This is a genomic window from Stappia indica (assembly GCF_009789575.1).
In the GTDB taxonomy this organism is placed as follows: domain Bacteria; phylum Pseudomonadota; class Alphaproteobacteria; order Rhizobiales; family Stappiaceae; genus Stappia; species Stappia indica_A.
The window spans coordinates 3,155,102-3,179,881 of the sequence record NZ_CP046908.1; the positions used below are offsets into that span (position 1 = coordinate 3,155,102).

The window sequence follows — 24,780 nt, forward strand, 5'->3', positions numbered from 1 at the left end:
GCATGTGAGCCCCGGCTTCCGGGCGCGGGGGTCTTCCTGCAGGTTTTCGGGCGGCCAGTTTCCTGTTCTGCCTTCCGGACGGCCGGCCTCAGCCGGCTGTCCGGAAAGCCGTTGTTCAGGCCAGCATCTTGGCGATGACGCGCTCGACCTCGGCAGCGATGCGCAGCAGCTGCTCGTCGCTGCCGAAGGCGCCGGCAAGCTGCACGCCGATGGGCAGGCCGGCCGAGTTGACGCCGCAGGGCAGGGTGATCGCCGGCAGGCCGGACTGGTTGAACGGCGTGGTGAAGCGGGTCAGCGCCGGGTGCAGCGGCCGCTCGGCACCGTCGATGATCACGCTGGTCGCGCCGATCGTCGGGGCGGTGGTCGCAATCGTCGGGGTGATCAGCACGTCGACATCGGCGAAGGCGGCCTGCAGCGCATCGCGCTGCACCGTGCGCAGGCGCTGCGCCTTGACATAGTCGACGGCGGCGAGGAACTGCCCGACCTCGAGCCGCACCCGCACGTCCTCGCCGAGCAGCTCGGGATGCTCCGCCAGCGCTTGCCAATAGGCCTGCGAGGCCTCGGCACTGACCGTCTGGACATGGATCGGCAGGCAGTTTTCGACTGCGCTCAAGGGCGTGGGAACGATGGCATGGCCTTCGCCGGCGAGCAGGGTGATCAGGCTCTCCAGGCGGGCAAGGATCTCGCCGTCGACCTCGTCGTAGAAATGGTTGGTCGGCTTGCCGAAGCGCAGGCGTCCGATCTTCAGGTCGGACGGGGGAACGCAGGTTTCCGGCGTGCGCCCGGCCATCACGGCGAAGAGTAGCGCGGCATCGCGCACGTTGCCGGCAATCGGCCCGACATGGTCGAGCGACCAGGCCAGCGGCATCACGCCCTCGCGGCTGATGCTCTCGTAGCTCGGCTTGAAGCCGGTCGCCCCGCACAGCGCGGACGGCAGGCGGATCGAGCCGGACGTGTCGGTGCCGACCGCAACCGGCGCAAGGCCGGCCGCGATCGCGCCGGCCGAGCCGGAACTGGAGCCGCCGATGATGTGGCCGGGATGGCCGGGATTGGCGACGGCGCCGAAATGCGGGTTGATGCCGGTCGCGCCATAGGCGAGCTCGTGCAGGTTGGTCATGCCGCCGATCAGGGCGCCGGCCGCCCGCAGGTTGGCGACGACCGGCGCATCGTCGTGGTCGAGGCTCGCGGGCAACGCCCTGGTGCCGCCGGTGCGCGGATAGCCGCGCACGAACATGTAGTCCTTGACCGGAACCGGCACACCGGCGAGCGGGCCGAGATCCTCGCCCTTCGCCGCACGCTCGTCGAGGGCGCGGGCCTCCTTGCGCACCAGATCGGCGTCGAAGGCGGTGAAGAGGTTCATGTCGGCGGCGGCTTCCGCGCGGGCGATATAGGCCTCGGCGATCTCCGACACGGAGGCCTCGCCCCGCCGCACGCTGGCGGCAATGGCAAGGGCGGTGCCGGGCGCGCCTTCGCTCAAGGGAGCGGCGGCGGGCTTTTCGGCGGCCGCGGGCAGGCCGGCGGCGAACTGCGGCTGGGCCTCCTCATGCGGCAGGGCGGCGAACTGGCGCAGCTCCAGCTCGTTGACGCGCAGGCGCTCCTCCCACTGCGGAATGCGGTCGAGGTGCCCGTAGTCGCGATAGTCGGCGACGGTGCGAAGCAGTTCCGGCAGTTCCTTGCTCTTCCACATGGGCCTGCTCCTATTGACTGGCGGCTGCGATGGGGGAGGTCGCCCGGCCTGCGACCAGGAAGTCGTGCAGGTGGCGATGGTAGAGGTCCGGCTGGGTCTGCGGGCAGAAATGCCCGCCGGTCGGCAGCGTGGTCAGCACCGCGTTCGGAATGTTCTGCGCCAGCTCGTTCCACAGGTATCGCGGGGTGATCGCGTCGTCCTCGGCGCCGATCACCAGGGTGCGCGAGGAGATGCGCGGCAGCTCGGCGCGGGAATCGAAGTCGAGCAGTACGCCGATGCGGCTGGCGATGATCTCCTCGCTGCCGCTTTCGCCGACCGTCGGGGTCAGGGCCTCGGGCTCCTCGCCGAAATACCAGGGCGGATAGCGGAACAGCCGGCCGAACTGCTCGTAGGCCTCGAGCCCGAGCCCCTTGAGGACGGCGAGACGAAGGCCGAACAGGCTGCGGAAATAGGCATCGCCATGCGCCCAGGAGGCGCTGAGCACCAGGTCGTCGACCCGCCCGGGATGGGCGATCGCCAGGGTCTGGGCGATGATGCCGCCGGTCGAGTGGCCGACGAAGGAGGCCCGCTCGATGCCGAGATGGTCCATCAGGGCCAGCACGTCGCCGGCCATCAGCTCGACCGTGTAGTCGCAGGTCTGCGTCTCGCTCTGCCCCGTCCCGCGGTGGTCGTGCAGGACGACGCGAAAGTCGCGCGCCAGACGCTCGGCCTGGGCGCGCCAGAACTCGCCGACGCCGCCGAGACCGGAGACGAGAAACAGGGGGCGTCCCTGCCCGAGCACCTCGTAGTGGAGGCGCCCGTTTTCGATATCTGCAAAGGCCAATACACACTTCCCGGTCTTGAGATGCCGGGAGCAGCCCGGCGCAATGCTTGCAAGGAAAGGCAGCCCGCGGCCGGAGGCCTACCGAAGCAGGTTCGGCAGGAACAGGACGAGCGAGGGGAACAGGATCATCACGGCGATGCGGAGGATGTCGGCGACGATGAACGGCGCGACGCCCTTGTAGATTTCCCAGATGTCGGTGTTCTTCGATATGCCCTTGATGACGAAGACGTTCAGGCCGAAGGGCGGACTGATCATGCCGATCTCGACGGTCATGGTGACGATCACGCCGAACCAGATCGGGTCGAAGCCGAGCTGGGTGATGATCGGATAGACGATCGGCACGGTGAGGATGACGACCGCGGCCGAGTCCATCACGCAGCCCAGCACCAGCATCACGGCAAGGATCACCAGCAGCGTGCCATAGGCGCCGAGATCGGCATCCAGCAGCACCTGCGCCACCTTCTGCGGCGTCTGGGTGATCGTCAGGAAGTAGCCGAACAGCAGGGCGCCGGCGAGGATCGTCAGGATCGCGGCGGCCGTGCGCACGCTCTCGGTCAGCGAGATGAACAGGCGCTCGAAGGAAAAGCGCCGCGAGGCGAAGGCGATGACGATGGCGCCGGTGGCGCCGACGGCGCCCGCCTCTGTCGGCGTGAAGATGCCGCCATAAATGCCGCCGATCACGGTGAGGCAGAGCAGAATGATCGGGCTGAGCCGGGTGAGGCTGACGACGCGCTCGCGCAAGGGCGGCACGATGCCGGCCGGCGCATCCTGGGGGCGGCGCATCAGCCACAGCCGTGCGGTCAGCATGTAGAAGCCGATGGCGATGATGCCCGGCACCACGCCGGCCATGAACAGCAGGCCGATGCTCTGCTGGGTCAGGAGCCCGTAGATGGCGAGCGCGATGGAGGGCGGGATGAGCACGCCGAGCGTGCCGCCGGCGGCGATGACGCCGGTGGCCAGGCGCTCGGAATAGCCGTAGCGGGTCATCTCCGGCAGGGCGAGGCGGGTCATGGTTGCAGCGGTCGCAGCCGACGAGCCGCAGATCGCGGCAAAGCCGCCGCAGGAGGCGATGGTCGCCGCCGCGAGCCCGCCGCGGAAGCCGCCGAACCACAGCTGGGCGGCGCGGAACAGGTCGGCGCTGATGCCCGAGGCGACCGCGACCGCACCCATCAGGATGAACAGCGGGATCAGGCCCATCGTGTAGTCGGAAAAGGTCGAGATGACCGAATGGGAGACCAGGCGGAAGGCGGGCTCGAACCCGGTCAGCAGGCCGAAGCCGAGGATGCCCGAGCTGCCCATGGCAAGGCCGATGGGCACGCGCAGCGCGCACAGCACCAAGGTCAGACCGAACCCGAGGAACATCACGAGGTTGGTGTCCAGCATGTCTTGTCTCTCAGGGTCTGAAGTCGGGGTCTCGAAACGGGGGCGGCAGGTGGGCGCGCGGCAGCCGGATTACAGCGCCGGGTCGATGGGCTGTTCGTCGACGAGATGCGCGGGCGGCCAGATGGTCTGGGCGAGCAGCACGGCGACGGAGGCAAGCGTCCCGAGCCAGGCGGCGAACTGGAACCCCCAGACCGACAGGCCGAGGTCGATGGTCAGCAGGCCGGCCTTCATCGTGTCGAGCACCTTGAAGAGCAGCGCCACCGAATAGATGCCGACGATGACGAGGCTGAGAACGGTGCCGGTGCGCGACAGGATCCTGCGGGCGAGCGGGCCGGCGCGGCCCCAGAACACGTCCAGGCGGATATGGTCGTTGTAGTGGAAGGCGGCGGCCATGCCCCAGCAGACGACGATGCTGAGCAGCATGCGCGAGATCTCGAATTCGTCGGGAACCGGCGTGTTGATCAGGTAGCGCGTCGCGGCCGACACGGAGGTGAGAAGCGCCATGGCGAGCAGCAGAACCGCTGGCACAGCTTCCAGAATGGTCTTCAGAGTTCGCATGGCGCTTCTCGTTTTTCAGGTGCGGCCCCGGAGGGCAGGCATCAGTAGGCGGCGTCGTACTTTTCGAGCAGCGTCTTCAGGTCGCCGAACACCTTCTCGCCGTCGACACCCTTGCCCGCGACATCGGCGGCCCACTTGGCCTGGACGCCCTTGGCAAGCTCCTTCCACTCGCCGAGCTGTTCGTCGGTGAGCTTGTAGACGTCATGCTCCGGCTTGCCGAGCAGGACCTCGCGGCCCTCGTTCTCGAAGTTTGTCCAGGCGACGGGCAGCTTTTCCGACCAGTCGGCGCTGCAATGGCTGTCGATCACGGCCTTCTGCGCATCGGACAGGCGCTCGTAGGAGCCCTTGTTGATCAGGATCGCGGTGGCCAGCGAGTAGAGCGTCGTGTCCATGTGGTAGTGCAGGGTGCGGTCGGCGCCGAGCGCCTGGAGCAGCTTCCACGGGAAGGAGATCGCGTCGACGACGCCGCGCTCTACGGCCTCGGCCGCATCGTTCGCCGACATCTGGATCGGCGAGGCGCCGCCGAGGCGATAGAGCTCGGCCGCCATCACGTTGGGAGAGCGGATCTTCAGGCCGGCGAGATCGGCCGGACGCTCGATCTTCTTCTTGGCGTGGACGGTGCCGCCGCCGTCATAGAAGGTGTTGCAGACCTTGACGTCGGCCATCTCGGTCTCGGCATAGGGCATGTACCATTCGTACAGCGCCCGCGAGCCGCGGTCGTTGGCCGAGACGAGGAACGGGATCTCCGCCGCCGAAACGATGGGGAAACGGCCCGGCTCGATGCCGACCAGGTAGAAGGCGATGTCGACGATGCCGTCGCGCGCCATGTTGTAGTGGTCCTTGGCCGGACCCATCTGCTGCGCCGGGAAAATGTCGATGGCGATCGAGCCGTTCGACGCCTCGCCGATGGACTTCGCCCAGGGCTCCAGCACGCCGTAATGCAGCGCATTGTTGGTCGGCAGGTTGTGCGACAGGCGCAGGCGGACCTGCGCGTCTTCCGCCATGCTCGCCGTCGTCAGGGCGCAGGCCCCCATCAGCGCGACGCCGAGCGCACCGGTGAACTTCTTGAACTTCCTCATAAGACCCACTTCCCTCTGGTTTGTTGGAAAGGCACTCGAACCCTGGTCGTTCCACCCTTTGGTTCCGCTTGGCGGAGGTTCCGTTTGGCGAAACAAGTTCCGTTTAGTGGAACTTTTGTATTGCAATATGGAACAAACTTGTGATGATGACAGTGCGGACGTCAAGCGCTTTTTGAACGGCGCCAAGCGAGGGGGAGAAGCAGGTGTCGGAGAAGACAACCGAAAGTCGCGATCTTCTGGAGCGCCAGCTGCAGCTGCTGGAACTGGTGGCGCGCAATCCCGACGGGCTGGGCTTCAGCGGCTTGCAGACGGCGCTGGACCTGCCGAAGGCCTCCATCCACCGGCTGATCGCCGGGCTGGTCAAGGCCGACTGCATCGCCGTCGGCGGCGCCGATGCGGACGGCGAGCCGGGCGAGGGCACGGGGCGCGGGCGCAAGGTCTACATGCTCGGCAACCGCATCCGCCGGTTGCTCGGCAGCGCCGTCGACCCGCAGCAGATCGTCGCCCTGTCGCAGACGGTGCTGCATCGCCTGGCGGAGGAGTTCAAGGAATCCGCCTTCCTGTCGGTGCTGCGCGGCGACCGCGTCGAGACCGCGGTGCTGGTGACCCCGGCCAAGGACGCGCACGGCTTCGTCAATCCCGGACGGATCATGCCGGCCCATGCCGCCGCCTCCGCCAAGGCGATCTTCGCCTTTCGCGACGAGGCCGAATGGGACCGCATCCTCAAGCAGGAGCTCACCGCCCTGACCGACCTGACGCTGACCTCGCCGGCGGCGGTGAAGAAGGAATACCGGGCGGTGCGCGAGAGCGGCATCGCCTATTGCCGCGAGGAGATCGACCGCGGGCTGATGGGCATCGCCGCCCCGCTGCACCTGCCGCAGATCGGCGTGATCTACGCCGTCTCCATCGTCGGCCCGAGCAACCGCATCCGCGAACACGACGAAAAGCAGCTGGAAGCCTCGCTGATCAAGGCGGCCGGCGAGCTGTCGGAAATTTTCACCGCCAATTTGAGGATCGACAGGGCGTGACGGCAAACATCGCGATCATCGGCTTCGGCAGCATCACCCGGACGCTGCTCGCCTCGCTCGCCGGCAACGGGGCCGTGCGCGTCAAGAACATCGTCGTTCGCCCCGAGCGCATCGGCGCGCCGGACCACAGCTGGCAGGACGCCCGTTTCGTTAGTTCCATCGGGGAGCTGGAAGCGGATGTCGACACGGTGATCGAAGCGGCCGGCCATGCGGCGCTGAGGCAGCATGCCGGCGATGTGGTGGCGAGCGGCCGCCGTCTGGTGCTCGCCTCCTCCGGCGCGCTGGCGGACGATGCGTTCCGAAAGGGGCTGGAGAAGACGGCGCGCGAAACCGGCGCGGAGATCCACGTGGTCAGCGGCGCCATCGGCGCGCTCGATGCGCTGGCGACGGCGCAGATCGCCGGCCGGCAGGCGGTGCACTATACCGGCATCAAGCCGAGCCGCGCCTGGCGCGGCACGCCGGCCGAACACTGCGTCGATCTCGATGCGCTGGAAGCCCCGACGACCTTCTTCACCGGCTCGGCGCGCGAGGTGGCCCGGCTCTACCCGGCCAATGCCAATGTCGCCGCGACCGTCGCCCTGGCCGGCCCCGGCTTCGACGCGACGACCGTCTCGCTGATCGCGGATCCCGATGCGGCGCTCAACCGCCACGTGGTGGAAGCGGACGGCGTGCTCGGCAGCTTCCGCTTCGAGACGACCGCAACCCCCTTGAGCATCAACCCGCGCACCTCCGGCACGACGGTCTTCAGCATCCTGTCGTTCCTGAACAGCGGCTCGAATTCGGTGAGGCTGGTGTAGGGGGGGCTTGCGTCCCCTCTGCCCAACAAGACATCCAGTTCGGCAAAAGGATGGTCAGTTCGCGGAACATCTCGACGGCTGCGCTCGTGAAAGCTCTGCTTTGGCACGACAGGCGGAATGCTCCGCCCGGTGATTACACGCGGGACGTGCCGTCTAAGTCTTCTTTAAGCTAGGTTGAGGTAGGGAGATCTCCGACAACCTTGCCGGGAGAAAGCAATGAAACCACTGGGGCGGCCCTTCCTCCTCTTCGTCTCCATGGCGACAATTACGGTTCACTTCGGCACCGGTCTGCTCGCAAGTTTCACCGAGCAGGTCCCGCCTGCGGTCGCAGCCATGGACACGGTGCTAGGCGTTGGCTTGGTGTCCTGGCTCGGCCATTTCGGCACCTTGGCATTCCTGGCGTTCCTGACAGTTCTCTTGCCGATTTTGGCATATCGTCAGAACCTGCATGAGAAGCGGTTGGCTCAACCTCCGCATCGGATCATCAAGCCGGCGCGTACGCAGCGCATGGTCGGTAAAGCGCCCAAAGCCGGCATCAGCCCGGAAGACAAGAAGTTTGTGTCGGAATTGTTTATGGGCGCGGCTGAAGCAGTTCGGCGCGGCAGGGAGATGGCGGCGGCGAACGAGCGGCCGAGCCTTTTCGTGCGTCTGGTACCACGGGTCCCGATAGTCTCCGGTGTGCCGGCATGCAGTTGGTTGGGTGGCAATCCATCGCTTCCGGCTGGCACGAGCTGGCCGCTCTGTGAGGGGCAGCCGGCGGCATTCTTGGCGCAGATTGACTGTTCCAGTCTTCCTCCCGGCTTGTGGGAAGGCGCTGGACCGCGCACCGGCTGGCTGTCCTTTTTCTTTGGCGTCGAAAACGACCGTATCGTGGCGAAGGTACTCCACACCCTGGATCTCGGTCGTCCGGTGGAGCCGCCCTCGGCGGTTGGCTTTCAGTTTTTCCTCTCCCACCAGACATGGGAAACGGACGTGGATTGGCCGATCCCAAAGGGAACTCCGCAATGGCCTGTCGATGTGGTCCAGGTGTCCAGGCAGGAAGAGGACCCCTGGATCTGGCGGTATGGTGCCTCCGACAAAGACGACAATCCGCGCTCTATTCGCTACCGAACAGGGGCCAGTCTCAATGATCCCGGTTTGAAGCCGTTCGACTGGACGACGACCTTGTTGATGCTCGACACCGCGGCCGCCCACGCGCAGTCGCATGTGAAACGATCGGAAAAAAGCCTCGCCAGCGTACAAAAAGCCCTGGACCACGTTTCTGCTAATCCTGAGCGCTATGGCGATTTAGACGCCGCACGCGCGCGAATAAAATCTCACGCCTTAGGCGACGATCATCGCGCATCCGTCTGGAAGGCATGTGAACTCAAGGTGAGGGCGTTGCGCGCAAGAGTGGCAGAAGATGCGGCGCGTCTTCCGTTTTCGGAGGCGCTGCTTGACGATGTGATCGTCGAGCTCTCAACCATAGAGCTGCAACGGCGCGACGGGGAACCTGCCGCAAGAGCTTTTCGGATGGAGCGTCCGCCAAACTCAGGATTGGGATATTGGCTGTATAGCTGGGAATCGATCGCACAGAGCCATGCAAAGCATCTGTATGTGTCGGACCCTCAAATGTTGCCGCCCGCGTGGCGTGAAAATCTGGAAGCGCAGGCCGCATTTGATGCTCAGCGCGAAATGGGAATAATGTGTGAGGTGCCTTACGGGTATGTGCATGAGTTTACGATCGGTAGAGAAGTGACGCTTTTGGAGCTGCCCACAAGTGATCTTTTGAATTGGAAGTGGGGTGACGTTGATAATCTCGTGCTGACTATTCAGAAATCGGATCTCGTTCGTAATAACTTCAGTAGAATAAACGCTCAAATCACAAATTGATCTATGTTTGATATAGATGATTATATTTTCTGGAGTTTATTGTATTAATTATCGAAATATATTTTATGTATATTGGTTTTCGTTCAAGGTTTTTTGAAAATGCAGCATGTAACCCCCTTTGACCTAGAAATCGATGGTGACCGAGGGCACGTTGCGCTGGGCCTCGCCCTGGTAGACCGCCTCGATATTGTTCCCGTCCGGGTCGAGCAGGAAGGCTGCATAGTAGCCCGGGTGATAGGCCCGCAGGCCGGGGGCGCCGTTGTCGCGGCCGCCATTTTCCAGCCCGGTGCGGTGGAAGGCGTCGACGCTCTCGCGGTCCTTCGCCTGGAGGGCGATGTGGTGCCGCCCGGTCAGGCTGCCCGATGCCGTGACGCTGTCGGGAGAGGAGACGACGAGTTCGTCTGCCATGAAGTAGCCGTTGCCCGTGCTGACGACGGGGATATCCAGCACCGACAGGACCGCCGTGTAGAAGGTCTCGCTCGCCTTCAGATCGCGCACCACAAGCTGGATGTGATCGATCAGGCGGCCGCGATGCAGTCGGGTGGTTTCCATGGGCGTTCCTTCTGTGGCGGTGGGCCGGGCGGTGCTGTGCCCGTCGCCGGATTTCGAGGAAACACCAGAGCGCGGCCCGGACGCAATGGCTCGCAACGTCGCGGGCAGGCCGGATGGGCGCGTCTCTACCCGGCCCTCTGTCCGGCCGCTCAGCGATACGCGGTTGCCAGCTTGCGGACCGCGGTCTCGATCTCGGCCGGCGTGTAGGCGGCAAAGCCCATCAGGACCCCCGTTTCGGGTTTGCCGAGGGCATGCAGGGCGGACAGTCCCAGAAGCTCGATCCCGACATGCCGCGCCGCGTCGATGGCGGCGCGCTCCGACAGGGTGCCGGTCAGGGCGCAGGGCATCTGCAACCCGCCGATGGGAACCCGCGGTTCGACGAAATCCCCCAGATGCGTGCGCACGAGGCGCGCCAGAATGTCGAGCCGCTCGGCATAGATGCCGCGCATGGTGCGGACATGGGCGCCGAAATGCCCGCCTTCCATGAAACGGGCGAGCGTCAGCTGCGGCAGCGGCGCGGAATGCCCGTCGAGCAGCGTGCGCGCCGTCGTCATCGGTTTCACCAGCTGCGGCGGCAGCACCACATAACCGATCCGCAGGCCCGGAAAGAGCGACTTGGTGAAGGTGCCGATATAGATGGTGCGATCATGGGGATCGAGACCCTGCACGCAGGCCGTCGGCTTGCCGGCATAGTGGAACTCGCTGTCGTAATCGTCCTCGATGATCCACGCCTGCTGCCGGGCGGCCCATTCGATCAGCGCCAGGCGGCGATCCAGCGCCAGCGTCGCGCCGGTCGGGAACTGATGCGATGGCGTCAGGTACACGGCCTTGACCTCGCGTGCCTCCGCTGCGATCTGCTCGACGGCAATGCCCTGCCGGTCCACGCGCACGGGCACGCAGTCGAGCCCGGCCGCGTCGAACGCCTTGCGCGCGCCGTAATAGGCGGGGTCCTCGATGAAGATGGGATCGCCGGGATCGAGCAGCATGGTGGCGCACAGCGACATGGCCTGCTGCGAGCTGGTGAGGACCAGCACCCGGTCGGCGGTGGCGCGCGCCCCGCGCTCCAGGTTCACATAGTCGGCGATGGCTCGGCGCAGCGGCTCGGTTCCCTGCGGATCGCCATGAGCCAGCGCCTGGGTACCGACCTCCTTGACGACCTGCCGTTCCAGCCGTTCCCACAGCGCCAGGGGAAAGGTGCGGGTTTCCGGCACGCCGGGCGCGAACGGGCGCGGGTCCAGCATCTCGCGCACCCCGCCGCCGCGGAACACGGCCGCCCCGCGCCGGCTGAGGGCCGGCGCCCGATGGCGTGCGAGCGCGTCGCGGCGGGACTGCCGGTGTCCCGGCGTGAACTCGCTCATCTGCGAGACGAAGCTGCCGCTGCCGACCCGGCGCTCGATGAAGCCCTCCGCATGAAGCTGTCCGTAGGCCGCCTCCACCGTATCGCGAGACACGCTGAGCGATGCGGCAAGCGCCCGCGAGGCCGGCAGCGGCTTGCCCGGCCCCAGCGCGCCATCGACGATCAACTGGCGGATAGCCCGCTGGATCCGCGCATGAAGCGGCATCGCCGCATGGGCGGGATGGGCGATCCACGCCTTCACCGATTCCAGTTGGGAGTGCTTGAACAAATGGTCTGGTCCATTGACGAAAAGTGGAGGGGCGTATCAGGCCATTGGCCGGATACTTGTCAAGCCGGCCAATGGCCGCCCCTCCCAACGTCCGGAGACCATCGCAGATCATGTCGTCCCGCACCTCCCCGTCCTCCCTCCGCCCGAGCGACCTGACGCATCCTGTCGTGGCGGGCCTGATCTCCGTCATCGTCAACTATGGCGGCACCTTCATCCTGGTGTTCCAGGCCGCCAAGGTTGCCGGGCTCAGCCCGGAGCTCACGGCCTCCTGGGTCTGGTCGGTCTCCATCGGCGTCGGGCTGACGGGGCTGTTCCTGAGCTGGCGCTACCGCGAGCCGATCATCACCGCCTGGTCCACGCCGGCAGCGGCGTTCCTGGTCGCGGCACTGACGACGACGCCCTATCCGCAAGCCATCGGCGCCTACATGATCTCGGCGGCGGCATTTGTCGCGCTCGGGCTTTCGGGCTGCTTCGAGAAGGTCATCCGGCTGATCCCGCCGGGCATCGCCTCGGGGCTGCTTGCCGGCATCCTGCTGCAATTCGGCATCGGCGCGTTCGGCGGGGCGAATGTCGATCCGCTGCTGGTGGGTCTGCTGGTCATCGCCTATGTGGTGCTGAAGCGCTTTTCCGCCCGCTATGCGGTCGTCGGCATCCTCGGCCTCGGGCTGGTCTTCCTGCTGACGCAGGACCGGGTCGACCTGTCGGGGCTGACGCTGGAGCTTGCCGCTCCCGTCTTCACCATGCCGGAATTCTCGCTGAACGCGCTGCTTTCCGTCGCGCTGCCGCTGTTCCTCATCACCCTGACCGGCCAGTACATGCCGGGGATGCTGGTGCTGCGCAACGACGGCTTCAAGACCAGCGCCAATCCGATCGTCACCGTGACCGGGCTCGGCTCGCTTCTCATGGCCCCGTTCGGGTCGCATGCCTTCAACATCGCGGCGATCACGGCGGCCATCGCCACCGGCCGGGAAGCGCATGAGGACCCGGCCAAGCGCTGGATCGCCGGTATCGCGGCCGGTTGCTTCTATGTGCTGGTCGGCGTGTTCGGCGTGACGCTCGCCGCCGTCTTCATGGCCTTTCCGGCGAGTTTCATCACGACGCTGGCCGGTCTGGCGCTGCTCGGCACCATCGGCGGCAGCCTGGCCGGCGCGATGGCCGACCCGGCCTCGCGCGAGGCGGCGCTGATCACGTTCCTCGCCTCGGCGGCGAACATCACGCTGCTCGGCATCGGCGGTGCGTTCTGGGGGCTGGTGATCGGCCTTGTCGCCCATCTCGTGCTCAATGGCCGCCTGCCACGCTACAAAACCCGCAGCCGGGTGGTATAAGGCCGGATCTCGCGCAGGTGCGCGGCGGCTCGGCCGACAGGCGCGGGCCGGCGATTCGGGTCGAACATGGTCAATCTCACCGCCTGCCGCTATTTCCTGGAAGTCGTGCATCTGGGGTCGATCCGCCTGGCGGCGGACCGGCTGCACGTCTCGCCCTCGGCGATCAGCCGCCAGATCGCCAAGCTGGAGCGGGAGTTCGGCGAGCCGCTGCTCGACCGGCGGGCGAACGGCGTGCAGCTGACCGAGGCGGGCACGCTGGCGGCCGAGCATTTCGCCTCGATCCTCGGCCAGATCGACCTGATCCGCGGGGAAATGTCCGACCTGCGCAAGCTGAAGTCGGGCAGCGTCTCCATCGCGACGGTCGACGGGGTGACCGATCCCTACCTGTCGGAACAGATCCTGGCGTTCCGCAAGCGGTTTCCGGCGGTCGACTTCCGCATGCGGATCCGGGGGCGCGAGCGCGTGCTGGAGGCGCTGGAAAAGCGCATCTGCCAGGTCGGCTTCGTCTACGACCACTTCTCCCATCCGATGATGGAAATCGTCGGGCAATGGCGCCAGCCGCTGCTCGCCCTCGTCCCGCCCTCGCACCCCTTTGCCGACGGGCGGGCGGTGAAGCTGCCGGACATCGCCGACTGCGACTGCGTGCTGCCGGACGACAGCTACGGCATCCATCACTTGGTCCACAGGGCGTTTCGCAAGTTCGGCGGCAAGCCGAAGGCGATCATGGTCGCGGACCAGCTGCACTTCCTGATCCGCCACGCGATCCGGTCGAACGCGATCGTCTATGTGCCGCTGCAGGCGGCCCTGCGCGAGGTCGAGGCGGGCGAACTCGTGCCGCTCAGCCTCGCCTGCGGCGACTTCGAGCACCGCTTCATCTACGCGATCGTGCGGCGGGACCAGCGGCGATCACCGGCCTGCGACGCGTTCATCGCCATGCTGACGTCGAACTTCCCGAAACACGAGAAGGCCGACGCCGCCATGCTGAAGCGGTTGAGAGCTGCCCAGGCTGAGGGGAAGGCGTGACGCTCAGGCCTGAAGATCAGGCGTGCAGCTCGACCGTCAGGTCGGCCTCGACCGGCGCGTTGAGGCCCAGCTCGTGCTGGGTGAGCGCGGCGCGCGCGTGCTTGCCGCTTTCCTCGCCCCACAGCTCGACGAAGAGATCCGAGGCGCCGTTCAGCACCAGGTGCGGCTCGGTGAAGCCCGGCGCGCAGGTGACGTAGCCGATCATCTTGACGATCCGCTTGACCCGGTCGAGATCGCCCAGCACCGCCTTCATCATGGCCAGGTGGTTGATCGCCATCAGGCGGGCCGAGGCGTAGCCTTCCTCGATGGTGAGATCCGAGCCGACCTTGCCGACATAGGGCAGGACATCGTTGTCGTTCTCGTCGGGCCGGGTGCCCAGCGTGCCGGACGTGAAGAGGAGGTTCCCGACGACGACGCCGGGCAGGTAGTTGCCGATGGGCTTGGGCCTGCGGGGCAGGACGATTCCCATTTCCTTCAGACGTGCTTCGGTCGCATGCGGCATGAACGTGCTCCAGGATTAGGCGTTGACCGATGGCAAACTAGGCAAAACCGGTGCGGCTGCGTGTGCGTTGACGGCAACGCAGTGTTGCCATTTCGGCAACTTATGACCTAGGGTAAGGTTCGGTTTGAGGCTGAATTAATATTATAATACATATATTTAATCGAATGTGCGCCGCCGCGATCCCGCGCGGCGGTGCTGCGTTGCAGCGAAGAGGCGAGTGGTCGCGCATCCGTTTTCTCGTAATGTCCCGGCTTGGGTTTCACACCAGCAGGGGCCAACAGGTGCAGTCTCAATCTCTGGCAGCAATCGCGGCGGACCTTCGCGCCGGCAAGGTGCGGTCTTCGGATCTCGTGGCCCTGGCCGTGGAGCGCCATGCGGCGAGCGAGCCGGTGCTGAAGGCCTACCGGACCTGGGCCGGCGACCGGGCCAAGGCCCAGGCGGCAGCGCTCGACACGCTCATCGCCTCCGGCATCGATCTCGGGCCGCTGATGGGCATTCCCGTCTCGGTCAAGGACCTGTTCGGCGTTCCCGGCCTGCCGACCCATGCGGGCACCAATGCCGCCTTCCCGAAAGAGTGGCAGGCCGCCGGTCCGGTGGTGAAGGCGCTGCTGGCGCAGATGGGCGTGGTGACCGGCAAGACGCATACGGTCGAGTTTGCGTTCGGCGGGCTGGGCACCAACCCGCATGCCGGAACGCCGGTCAATCCGTGGTCGTCGCGCGAGACCCCTCGCGTGCCGGGCGGATCGAGCTCGGGCGCTGGCGTGTCGCTGGCGCAAGGTTCGGCGCTGCTGGCGCTGGGCACCGACACGGCCGGGTCGGTCCGTATCCCCGCCTCCTTCACCGGACAGACGGCGCTGAAGATCACCCATGGCCGCTGGTCGCTGGAGGGCATCGTCCCGCTGTCGCCCTCGCTCGATACGCCCGGCCTGCTGGCCCGCACGGTTGCGGACCTGGCCTATGCCTTCGCCGCGCTGGACCCGGAAGCGGCAGCGCCGGTTGCAGCAAGCGACCTTGCCGGCCTGCGCATCGGCGTCGTCCGCAACACGGTCTGGGACGATATCGAGCCGTCGATTGCCGAGAACACCGGCCAGGCGCTGCGGGTACTGGAAAAGGCCGGCGCGCATGTGAGCGACGTGACGCTGGCCTGCACGGAGGAGGCGCTCGCCATCTTCCGCGCCGGCGGCCTGGCGGCGGCGGAGCTGCGGGCGTTCCTCGAGCGCAATTTCCCCGAGCGGATCGGCCAGCTCGATCCGGCGGTGATGGCGCGCGTCGAAGCCGTCAACGACCTGACCGCGTCCGGCTACCTGCAGCGCGCGGCGAACCTTGCGCAGTACGGCCGGACCGCGGCGCGGGCTTTCGAGACCGTCGACGTGCTGGTCTCGCCGACCATTCCGGTCACCGCGCCGACCATCGCCGAGGTGGCGGATCCCGAAACCTATCGAAAGGCCAACATGCTGGCCCTTCGCAACACCGCGCTCGCCAACCTGTTCGGCTGGTGCGCGGCGACACTGCCGACCGGGCTGGATGCCAACGGCATTCCGTCCGGCCTTCAGATCATGGCGCCGCCGATGGCGGAACGCCGCCTGCTGGCGGCGGCCCTGGCCATCGAGACTGCCATCGGATCCGGGCCCGAAATGCTCGGGAAAGCACCGCTGGCCTGACCCCTGTTTACATTGCCAGCCCCTTGGAGGAGAGACCTATGAAAAACCTGAGCAGAGCGATCATTCTCGCCGTCGGCGCCACGTTCGCCGGCGCGGCCCATGCCGCCGACTTCACCTTCACCTTCGCCCACGTCCTGACCGAGGACACGCCGAACGCCCGCGCGGCGGTGGTCTTCAAGGAAGAGGTCGAGAAGAACTCCAACGGCCGGATCGAGATCAACATCCGCCCGGCCGCGCAGCTCGGCGGCGACGTCGAGATCATCGAGCAGACGCAGATGGGCCTCGTCCACATCGCGATCCCGCCGACCGGCAACCTCGCCAACTTCAACGAGCAGATGTACCTGTTCGACCTGCCGTTCCTGCTGAACGACAACGCCGCGATGATGCGCGTTCTCGACGGCGAGGTCGGCACCGAGCTGCTGGCGACGCTCGACGGCAACAATCTGCACGGCATCGCCATGTGGGGCGCCGGCTTCCGCCACATGACCAACAACATCCGCCCGATCAACGGCCCGGCCGATCTCGCCGGCATCAAGATGCGCACCCTGCAGGCGCCGACCATCCTGTCGACCTACCGCGCCTATGGCGCGAACCCGACCGCGATGGCCTATGTCGAGGTCTATAACGGGTTGCAGCAGGGCGTCATCGAGGGCCAGGAGAACCCGCTCGCCAACATCGCCTCGATGAAGTTCTACGAGGTGCAGAAGTACATGACCCTGACCGGCCATGCCTACCACACCTATGCGGCCGTGATGAACAAGCAGGCCTGGGAAAGCCTGCCGGAAGACCTGCAGACCGTGATCGCGGACGCCATGATCGTCGGTCGCGACGCTGCCCGCCAGTTCACCAACGAGGACGAGGCCAAGACCCTCGACGCGATCAAGGACCAGATCGAGATCCAGTCGCTGTCCGACGAAGGCCGCGCGGCGTTCATCGAGGCTTCCAAGCCGATCTACGACGAGTTCCGCGACAAGGTCACGCCGGCCCTGATGGACAAGGCGATCGCGCTCGCCAAGGGCGAGTAAACCACGAAGAAGAGGGTCGCGGCATGATCACCTGGTTGAACAAGCTGGTTGACGTCATCGAGAACACGCTGGTCAGCGGGTTGATATTGACCGCGACCCTCGTCGCCATCGCGCAGGTCATCGCGCGCTACGTCTTCAACAATTCGCTCTACTGGTCGGAGGAGGTGGTTCTCTACTCCTTCATCACCATGAGCTTCCTGACGATGGGCATGGGCGTGCGCTACGCCTCCCATATCAGCGTCGAGGCGATCTACGCCTTCGTGCCGGAAAAGATGGTCCGGCCGCTGCAGATCGGCGCCGCCTGCCTCGGCCTGATCTTTGCCGGCGTGGTGCTGTGGTACGGCAGCAAGCTGGTCATCAACACCTCGCGCATGGGCCAGCTCTCGCCGGCCCTGCGCATCCCCGTCGGCTACATCTATTCCGTCATCCCCTTTGCGGCGGGACTGATGATCACCCGTTATCTCCTGGTCCTGCAGGAGCTCGTATCCGGGCGCGCCTATACGCCGCCCGCCGTCGACATCAAAACGAGCTGAGGAGCCCCATCCATGGTCGGCGCACTCGTCCCCGTCTTCTTCGGCCTGCTCGTTTTCGGCCTGCCCATCTTTGCCGCCCTGGCGCTGTCGGTGGCAGCCGCGCTCTATTTCTGGGGCGGCCTCGATCCCGTGCTCGTGCCGATGCGCATGTTCTCGGGCATGAACAACTTCTCGCTGATGTCGATCCCGTTCTTCATCCTGGCGGCCGAGCTGATGCGCATCGGCGGCCTGTCGGAACGGCTGATCAACCTGGCGCGCGCCATCGTCGGATGGCTGCCGGGCGGCCTTGCGGCCGCCGCCGTCGTCGCCTGCCTGATGTTCGGATCGATCTCCGGCTCCAGCCCGGCGACGGTGATCGCCATCGGCTCGATCCTCTACCCGGCGATGGTCAAGGCAGGCTACGACAAGTACTTCTCCATCGGCCTGATCACCACCGCCGGCACGCTCGGCCCCATCGTGCCGCCGTCCATCGCGCTGATCATCTACGGCTCGGTCACCGGCACCTCGGTCGGCAAGCTGTTCGCAGCCGGCCTGCTGCCGGCGCTGCTGATCGGCGGCATCCTGATCGCCTATGCCAGCTGGTATTCGGCGCGCAAGGGATACCCGCGCGACGCGATGCCGACCATCGCCAGCATCTGGGCGGCCTTGACGCAGGCGGCCTGGGGCCTCGGCCTGCCGTTCATCCTGCTCGGCGGCATCTATTCGGGCGTCTTCACGCCGACCGAGGCGGCGGCCGCGGCCTGCCTCTACGGCTGGCTGGTCGGCGCGGTGGTCTACCGGACCATCTCGCTCAAGGACACGCTGGTGGTGCTGCGCAACACCGGCCTGATCTCCGGCCCGCTGCTGCTGATCACCGCGGGCGCCTCGGCCTTCTCCTGGCTGCTGGCGAGCTCCGGCACCCCGGCGCAGCTGGCGAGCTTCATCCTCAGCGACACCAGCAATTCCATCGTGGTGATGCTGCTGTTCAACCTGATCCTGCTGGTGGCCGGCTGCTTCCTCGACAGCGCCTCGGCGATCATCATCCTCGGCCCGCTGATGATGCCCATCGCGGCGCAGGTCGGCGTTGACCCGATCCATTTCGGCATCATCATGCTGGTCAACCTGTCGGTCGGCATGCTGACCCCGCCCGTCGGGCTCAACCTGTTCGTCGCCATGGGCGTCGCCAACATGAAGCTGGGTGAGATCTTCCGCGCCGCCCTGCCGACGATCGTCCTGATGCTGGTGGCGCTGGTGATCCTGACCTACGTGCCGTTCTTCAGCATGCTGCTGCCGAACACGTTCTTCTAGGCAGACACGTTTCCAGGCATACCCGCGCGGGCCCGCGCACCGGCGAAGCTACCGCCCCGATCACCGACCAGCGCGCATGGGCTCATGTGCGCTGGTTTTGTTTTTTTTGGGGGGGGGCGAGGGGGCGTGATGGCGCGAGCGAGATGGCTCTCTCTTGGGAGTGCGTGAAACGCAGAGTGACGTCCACGCCATAGCCCTTCTGATTGAGGAAGGAGAGCCGGCCGCGATGGGGTGGGAACCGGAAGGGCAGCTTCTGGGCGGCGAAGCTGGGATAGCGGCCGTTCACGTAGCCGCCGCACTTCGGCGGCAACGCGCCTTCATCTCGGTCGTTCGAGCTCCGCTTCCCTCTCCCTGATAGCTGTCGTTCGCTGCGACCCCGACTAATGACCGGATTCCTCAGAAAGCTGACCGGGCTGCAACAAACAGAATCTGCTTATTTTGCTGCTTTCTTCTGAGCGTGGTCGAACATATCTGCTGTCGAAGGGACGCCAAGTATCATTGCTTTGACCCGATGATCGGCCTTCCCAAGCTGCCGAACAATCACGCCGTGGTAGTCGGCGACCTGTTTCGCAATGTAATCGTCGAGATGCTCGAAGGGTTGACGTTGATTGCAGAAGGAGAAAGATTTTTGCCACCCATAGATGCGCTTACCCAGGGAGTCCAACGTGGCGCTCTGTGAATGCTTGGAGTTCAGGGGAGTGCCCTTCGTTAGAGCTTCCTTGATCGCTGCCTTTGAAGATGCAAGCGTCTCTCGGACGCCTTCCTTCATGTTATCGATGGATTTCGCGCTGGGGACGCATCGCTTCGGCTGAAGAGTACAGCCAAGGAAGTTGATGGACTTGCTACACTCCCCTTGCGCGGCCTTGTCTGGGCCGTCTGCGGGATTGTAGAGGCCAAAGCCAAAGTCTGTCAGGGTTTTCTCAGCATGAGTTTTGGCAGCGTCGATGGATGCTTGGTCGGCACCGACCATGAGAATGTCATCTATGTATCTCACCGCCGTCACGCCCATAGTGTTCAGCTTCTGATCCATGTCGTAAAGCAACACATTCCCCGCGAAGGCCGAGAGAGAAGATCCTTGGGCAACGCCGATGCCGCCCTTAGGAAACAGGTGTGTGTAGCCAACAAGCTCATCTTCATTTCCCAAGTGAACTTCAAGGGCCTTAGAAAACAGTGCAACGAATGCTTCGTCTCCGGTTTCACGCTGAACGAAGCTGACCACCTTGTCTGTGGGTATCTTGGTGAAGAAAGCCCGGATGTCGGACTGAAAGTAGAGGCCTGCGCCACCGTCAATCGCGGTCATGATTGTCTCGATGGCGGGGCGAACACCGCCATGAGGGTAGATCAGCCCACCAACGCCATACTTCGATCGGTTGACGTCGTTGATGCGCCCCAGCCGGTCGTCGCGAACAGTCTCATATCGTGTGTTCGGGTCGCGCAGGTTACGCGCCTGCCGTGGCTGTAGAACCTGTAGGATCGCCCGCTGCACAACACGGTTCTGGATGGTGGATATTGCGATGGGGCGTGGGTCTTTACCTGCTGCAAGACGCTTGCGCTTGTCCTTCAAGACGCCCTCGACAGGATCAAAGGAGAGTTTGCCGGTACGCAGTTGGCCGATAATGCGCCTAAGGTGGCGCTGATGAGCGTGCTCGAACTCGGAGGCTTTGCCGCGAATGTCCGCGTTGCCTGAGGTCAAAGCGCTGCGCTTTACGTGTCGCCAAGCTGAGAAGATGTTTTGTTCGCTTCTGACCTCTTCGAATAGTGTCTTCGCCATGGTCTTCGCTCGGGTCCTCCGCTCATACAAACCCGACCGTTGACGGACACCCATCCTCTGCGCACGGCATGGCCGCTACGACAGACACCTCAGCGGCAACTGCCACCTTGGCGAGGTCTACCTGGCGCACGATCCGCATGGACAGGTCCAGCTTCACGTCGGACGCCATGGCGACCATGAACGCTGCAGCGAGCGCGACCAGAGTTCTGCGCACGCCGGTAAGCCAGCTCAGGCGAGCCGGTTTTTCGGGGCAAGTTCACACATTTCTCCGCCTTCTACCTTAGCAGGTTTTTGGCAATGTCAAGCGCGTTTCGCCCCGGCCACGCCCGCCGCTTTGAATGCTTATCTGCTGCTTGGAGGCCGTCGGAAGACGGTGCATTCACAGCTTCAAAGCCAACGGTCAGGCCTAGCCCATCCTCTGCGCACGGCATGGCCGCTACGACAGACACCTCAGCGGCAACTGCCACCTTGGCGAGGTCTACCTGGCGCACGATCCGCATGTACAGGTCCAGCTTCACGTCGGACGCCATGGCGACCATGGACATGCGTGTTATTGTGGTAACGCGGGGCCACCCGTTCAAGAGGGCAGAAAACACTATTCCCCGAGATTCATGAATGTGGTCGACATCCGAGGTTAGGATCTGCCGTTTACTGCTAGGGTCATCAAAGACTACTAAGGGCCGGAAGCGCCGGTGCATTCAGCACCAACGGATGCCAGCTAACCGCACTCGGAGCACGCTGACCGCAAGTTTCCTTACGCCCCCGATTAAGTCGATAGATGGGTACGCTGGGAACGACAGCTTTCGGGAAGCCGTCAATGATCATGGGATGACAGAGATGGCGTCGAAAGCCACCGCTACCGACCTTCCAGAACTATCGTCCGGAGTTTAGATCCTGCGATGTGGTATGCCAGTCGACGCTCGCCGCTCGCTAGCACTACCGCATTATAGAAAATAGGGGGAAATGGCGGAGAGAGAGGGATTCGAGCCCTCGATACGGTTTTCCGTATACAGGCGTTCCAGGCGTGCGCCTTAAACCGCTCGGCCACCTCTCCGCAGCCGGCCCGTCCAGCTGGCTCCGGGCGTGCCAGCCGTGACGGCGGTCGAGGAGGCCGGTTTCGTCTCCGCGTTTCTTCAGAAGCGCCAATCGCTCATTGCGGCCGGAGCTCACGAGGAAAGGGACCCTGACCCCATCTTCTCGACCAATCTTGGCGTGGGGTCAATTGCGCGCAGCGCCAGCGGCTGCCGGATACTCTCCGGTCTTCAAATCGAGACGAGGCCGGGCCGCGAGCCGCTTTTCAACTCTTTCAGCGGTGAGGAAACGGGATGCTCGCCGCCGCGCTGAGCCAATCGGCGACTGCCAGCCTGATGCTCGCCCGCAAGGCCGGTGAGCTGTTCTTCCGCGAGCCGTGACCGCTTCATTGCCCGCCTCCTTTTTTGAGGAACAGGCAAACCGAAGATCGGGGATATCTCGGGGAGAACGTCATCCTCTACGGCAAGGGCATGCCGCACCTGCGAGTCTCCAAAGACCTGCAGGCGTCTTTATCCGGTGGAACGCGCGGAGGGAGCGCCCTCGGCAGATTTCGCCGCTTGCCGATACTCCTGTTGCAACAGGCGCTTCAGCAGCTTGCCATTGGGCTCGCGTGGCAGACGGAGGCGGAAATCCACCGTTCGCGGGCATTTGATGGGGGACAGCCGCGTCCGGCAAAAGGCGATCAACTCTTCAGCCAGTGCCGGTGACGGCTGCGCTCCATCCACGAGTTCGACGACCGCTTTCACCTCTTCTCCGAAGTCGGCGTTGGGCACGCCGAACACTGCAGCGTCGGCCACCGCCGGATGCGTGACAAGAATGTTCTCGGTCTCCTGAGGATAGATGTTCACGCCGCCGGAGATGATTACAAAGGACTTGCGGTCGGTCAGGTAGAGATAGCCGTCTGCATCGACCCGCCCGATATCGCCCAGCGTCGTCCAGCCCAGACGGTTGCGTGCCTTGCGGGTCTTGTCCGGATCGTTGTGATACTCGAAGGGAACGCCGTTGGCGAAGTAGACCTCGCCTTCGCTGCCGAGCGGCAGTTCTTCCCCTCCGTCATTGCAGATGTGCAGCCTGCCCAGCTTGGCACGACCCACCGACCCGGGATGGGCCAGCCATTCTCCAGTGTCGAGAGCGCAGAAACCGTTGTTCTCCGTACCCGCGTAATATTCCATCAGGATCGGACCCCACCAGTCGATCATCTGCCGCTTGACCTCGATGGGGCAGGGAGCAGCGGCATGGACCGCCATCTGCAGGGAAGACAGATCGTAGCGGCGGCGCACCTCGTCCGACAGCTTCAGCATCCGCACGAACATCGTCGGCACCCACTGGCTGTGCGTGATCCGATGCGCCTCGATGAGAGCCAGGGCTTCTTCCGCGTCGAACTTCGGCATGATGACCGCCGATCCCCCGCGCTTCAGCGTCGTCATGGTGTGCCGCAACGGCGCAGCATGGTAGAGCGGCGCCGGATTGAGATAGCGGGTCTGCGCGCCATACCCGAACAGATCGCACAGGAGCTCGATCAGAAAGGTCATCCGGCCGGGAGGCTGCGCCGGCAGCGGCCATTTCACGCCCTTGGGTCGGCCCGTGGTCCCCGACGAATACAACATGTCGAGCCCCTGCGCCGGATCGGCAATCTCATGCGTGGGCATGTCGCGGCACATATCGTCCCAGCAGGCTGCGCCCGCGCAGGGCTCTCCCACCATGAAGATCGGGACCTCCGGCGGCAGCTGGGCACGCAACATGCCGGCGACCTCGGCAAATCGCCCGGAGGTGATCACCAGCTTCGCGCCGCAATCGCGCGCGATGTAGAGCACTTCGTCTGCGGAAAGCTGGGTGCTGGCCGTCGTGTAGTAGAGCCCCGACCGGTCGGCAGCGAAACAGGTTTCCAGAAACTCGCGGCGGTTCTCCATCAGGATGAGAATGTGGTCGCCGACGACAAGACCTTGCGCGCGCAGAAGATGCGCCCCCTGGTTGGACCGCCGGTCGAGGTCTGCGAAGGTAACGGTCTCTCCCGTGTCCGCCATGACATAGGCGAGCCGGTTCGGGTCGCGCCTGGCAACCTGATCGATGTACAACATGTTCGTGCTTTCGCTGGCTGGAGCCCGTCGGCCGGTCACACCCGGCCGGGATCTTTCTCGATAGACGGAGGCCGCTCGGCGCCCGGACCCGGAGCGCGCCGACTTTTCACTGAACCGCTCTAGAACTCGATGACTGTCTTGCCGAAGCGATCGGCCTGCGCGAAATGGGCCATTGCCTCCTTCAATCCCTCGAAGGGGAAGGAGCTGCCGACGAGCGGACGCACCCGATGCGCTGCCATCGCTCTCAACATGGCCTCGAAGTCGTCGCGATGGCCTACCGTCACCCCCTGAAGGCGGATCTGCCGGGTCACGATCGGACCCAGCGACAGGCTCAGGTCCAGACCACTCAAGACGCCGATCATTGCAATCGTACCGCCGGGCCGGATCGCCCTGAGCGACTGGCCCAGTGTCTGAGCCCCGCCCAGTTCCACGATCGCATCATACCCGCCCCGCTCGGCCACCAGCGCCCGGGTCGCACGGGCCCAGTCGGCGTGCTCCCGGTAATTGACGAGATGGTCCGCGCCCATCTCGCGAACGCGCGCCAGTTTCTCGTCGCTGGAGGACAGCACCGTGACGGTCGCACCGTGCAGCTTGGCGAACTGCAATGCGAAGAGCGCCACCCCGCCCGTACCCTGAAGGAGCACGTGATCGCCGGGGCGCAGCCGGGCTTCTCCGGACACCGCACTCCAGGCGGTCAGTGCCGCGCACGGCAGGCTCGCGGCTTCCGCATCGTCCAGATACTCCGGTACTTTCACCACCCCCTCTTCGGACAGGCACACATATTCGGCCATCACGCCATCCAGAGGCCCGCCCAACGCCGATGCGAAGGCTGCTGCCGAAGGAGACCCGGCCACCCAGTTCTGGAAGAAGGTCGGACAGACCCGGTCGCCCAGCGCCACGCGGGTCACGTCGGCACCGACCTCCACCACCTCTCCCACGCCATCGGACAGCGGGATCAGCGGCAACTCGCCCGTCGCTCGGCCGTATCCACGCTCCGGCACGATCAGATCGCGGGCATTTAACGCGGCACGGCGCATCTTCAGCAGCACCTGCCCCCGCCCGGCTCGCGGCACTTCGCGCTGGCCCGGACGCAGATTGTCCAGCCCCCAGTCATCCCTGATTTCAAATACACGCAAGGT

General features: G+C 65.1%; 21 protein-coding genes and 1 tRNA gene. 9 read left to right on the forward strand and 13 right to left on the reverse strand.

Features of this window, described 5'->3' with window-relative positions; genetic code table 11:
• Positions 1-115 precede the first annotated feature (115 nt).
• From GH266_RS14825 to GH266_RS14845, 5 genes are all read right to left on the reverse strand, one after another.
• Positions 116-1,687, reverse strand: coding sequence for an amidase (locus GH266_RS14825; RefSeq protein ID WP_158194521.1), 1,572 nt, complete (start codon positions 1,685-1,687; stop codon positions 116-118).
• Positions 1,688-1,697: 10 nt separating this feature from the next.
• The gene (locus tag GH266_RS14830; protein ID WP_158194522.1) at positions 1,698-2,510 is read right to left on the reverse strand and encodes an alpha/beta fold hydrolase; all 813 of its coding nucleotides are present in this window, start codon (positions 2,508-2,510) and stop codon (positions 1,698-1,700) included.
• Between the two features lie 78 nt (positions 2,511-2,588).
• Complete coding sequence (locus GH266_RS14835) at positions 2,589-3,890, reverse strand: TRAP transporter large permease (RefSeq protein ID WP_425329571.1); 1,302 nt, start codon at positions 3,888-3,890, stop codon at positions 2,589-2,591.
• A gap of 72 nt (positions 3,891-3,962) precedes the next feature.
• Positions 3,963-4,451 carry a TRAP transporter small permease gene (locus GH266_RS14840; RefSeq protein ID WP_199270336.1) on the reverse strand — a complete coding sequence of 163 codons (489 nt, stop codon included), beginning with the start codon at positions 4,449-4,451 and terminating at the stop codon, positions 3,963-3,965.
• Between the two features lie 41 nt (positions 4,452-4,492).
• The gene (locus GH266_RS14845) at positions 4,493-5,530 is read right to left on the reverse strand and encodes a TRAP transporter substrate-binding protein (protein ID WP_158194524.1); all 1,038 of its coding nucleotides are present in this window, start codon (positions 5,528-5,530) and stop codon (positions 4,493-4,495) included.
• Between the two features lie 203 nt (positions 5,531-5,733).
• Between GH266_RS14845 and GH266_RS14850 the strand changes: the two genes are divergently transcribed.
• The 3 genes from GH266_RS14850 to GH266_RS14860 all read left to right on the forward strand — a co-directional run bounded on the left by GH266_RS14850 (position 5,734) and on the right by GH266_RS14860 (position 9,227).
• Complete coding sequence (locus GH266_RS14850) at positions 5,734-6,558, forward strand: IclR family transcriptional regulator (protein ID WP_158194525.1); 825 nt, start codon at positions 5,734-5,736, stop codon at positions 6,556-6,558.
• Complete coding sequence (locus GH266_RS14855; protein ID WP_158194526.1) at positions 6,555-7,355, forward strand: aspartate dehydrogenase; 801 nt, start codon at positions 6,555-6,557, stop codon at positions 7,353-7,355. The genes GH266_RS14850 and GH266_RS14855 overlap by 4 nt, the downstream gene beginning before the upstream one ends.
• Positions 7,356-7,571: 216 nt before the next feature.
• The gene (locus tag GH266_RS14860) at positions 7,572-9,227 is read left to right on the forward strand and encodes a DUF1963 domain-containing protein (protein WP_158194527.1); all 1,656 of its coding nucleotides are present in this window, start codon (positions 7,572-7,574) and stop codon (positions 9,225-9,227) included.
• Positions 9,228-9,350: 123 nt separating this feature from the next.
• On the opposite strand, the gene GH266_RS14865 is transcribed toward GH266_RS14860, so the two are convergent.
• Positions 9,351-9,779: a VOC family protein gene (locus GH266_RS14865; RefSeq protein WP_158194528.1), complete on the reverse strand. Its 429-nt coding sequence runs from the start codon at positions 9,777-9,779 to the stop codon at positions 9,351-9,353.
• Between the two features lie 149 nt (positions 9,780-9,928).
• A complete protein-coding gene (gene pdxR / locus GH266_RS14870) occupies positions 9,929-11,404 on the reverse strand; it encodes a MocR-like pyridoxine biosynthesis transcription factor PdxR (protein ID WP_158194529.1) in 1,476 nt (491 codons plus the stop codon).
• Positions 11,405-11,514: 110 nt separating this feature from the next.
• On the opposite strand from pdxR, the gene GH266_RS14875 reads away from it, so the two are divergent.
• A complete protein-coding gene (locus GH266_RS14875; RefSeq protein ID WP_158194530.1) occupies positions 11,515-12,729 on the forward strand; it encodes a benzoate/H(+) symporter BenE family transporter in 1,215 nt (404 codons plus the stop codon).
• Between the two features lie 66 nt (positions 12,730-12,795).
• Entirely contained in the window at positions 12,796-13,752 is a 957-nt protein-coding gene (locus tag GH266_RS14880) for a LysR family transcriptional regulator (protein WP_158194531.1), read from the forward strand.
• A 16-nt stretch (positions 13,753-13,768) separates the two neighbouring features.
• Here GH266_RS14880 and GH266_RS14885 read toward each other — a convergent pair whose 3' ends face one another.
• Positions 13,769-14,254 (reverse strand): RidA family protein, encoded by a 486-nt coding sequence (locus GH266_RS14885; protein ID WP_067223083.1) that lies wholly within the window; start codon positions 14,252-14,254, stop codon positions 13,769-13,771.
• 281 nt (positions 14,255-14,535) lie between these two features.
• Between GH266_RS14885 and GH266_RS14890 the strand changes: the two genes are divergently transcribed.
• The 4 genes from GH266_RS14890 to GH266_RS14905 are packed head-to-tail and all read left to right on the forward strand — an operon-like array spanning position 14,536 to position 18,760.
• Complete coding sequence (locus GH266_RS14890) at positions 14,536-15,915, forward strand: amidase (protein ID WP_199270337.1); 1,380 nt, start codon at positions 14,536-14,538, stop codon at positions 15,913-15,915.
• Positions 15,916-15,953: 38 nt separating this feature from the next.
• Positions 15,954-16,940: a TRAP transporter substrate-binding protein gene (locus GH266_RS14895; RefSeq protein ID WP_067223088.1), complete on the forward strand. Its 987-nt coding sequence runs from the start codon at positions 15,954-15,956 to the stop codon at positions 16,938-16,940.
• Positions 16,941-16,963: 23 nt separating this feature from the next.
• A complete protein-coding gene (locus GH266_RS14900) occupies positions 16,964-17,473 on the forward strand; it encodes a TRAP transporter small permease (protein WP_158194533.1) in 510 nt (169 codons plus the stop codon).
• Positions 17,474-17,485: 12 nt separating this feature from the next.
• Positions 17,486-18,760 carry a TRAP transporter large permease gene (locus GH266_RS14905; RefSeq protein WP_158194534.1) on the forward strand — a complete coding sequence of 425 codons (1,275 nt, stop codon included), beginning with the start codon at positions 17,486-17,488 and terminating at the stop codon, positions 18,758-18,760.
• A 433-nt stretch (positions 18,761-19,193) separates the two neighbouring features.
• Here GH266_RS14905 and GH266_RS14910 read toward each other — a convergent pair whose 3' ends face one another.
• The 5 genes from GH266_RS14910 to GH266_RS14930 form a co-directional block, all read right to left on the reverse strand.
• A complete protein-coding gene (locus GH266_RS14910; RefSeq protein WP_158194535.1) occupies positions 19,194-20,531 on the reverse strand; it encodes a reverse transcriptase domain-containing protein in 1,338 nt (445 codons plus the stop codon).
• A 964-nt stretch (positions 20,532-21,495) separates the two neighbouring features.
• A tRNA-Ser gene (locus GH266_RS14915) sits at positions 21,496-21,585 on the reverse strand.
• Positions 21,586-21,793: 208 nt separating this feature from the next.
• Complete coding sequence (locus GH266_RS14920; RefSeq protein ID WP_158194536.1) at positions 21,794-21,952, reverse strand: hypothetical protein; 159 nt, start codon at positions 21,950-21,952, stop codon at positions 21,794-21,796.
• 120 nt (positions 21,953-22,072) lie between these two features.
• Positions 22,073-23,641, reverse strand: coding sequence for an acyl-CoA synthetase (locus GH266_RS14925; protein WP_158194537.1), 1,569 nt, complete (start codon positions 23,639-23,641; stop codon positions 22,073-22,075).
• Positions 23,642-23,760: 119 nt separating this feature from the next.
• Complete coding sequence (locus GH266_RS14930) at positions 23,761-24,777, reverse strand: zinc-dependent alcohol dehydrogenase family protein (RefSeq protein WP_158194538.1); 1,017 nt, start codon at positions 24,775-24,777, stop codon at positions 23,761-23,763.
• Positions 24,778-24,780 lie beyond the last annotated feature (3 nt).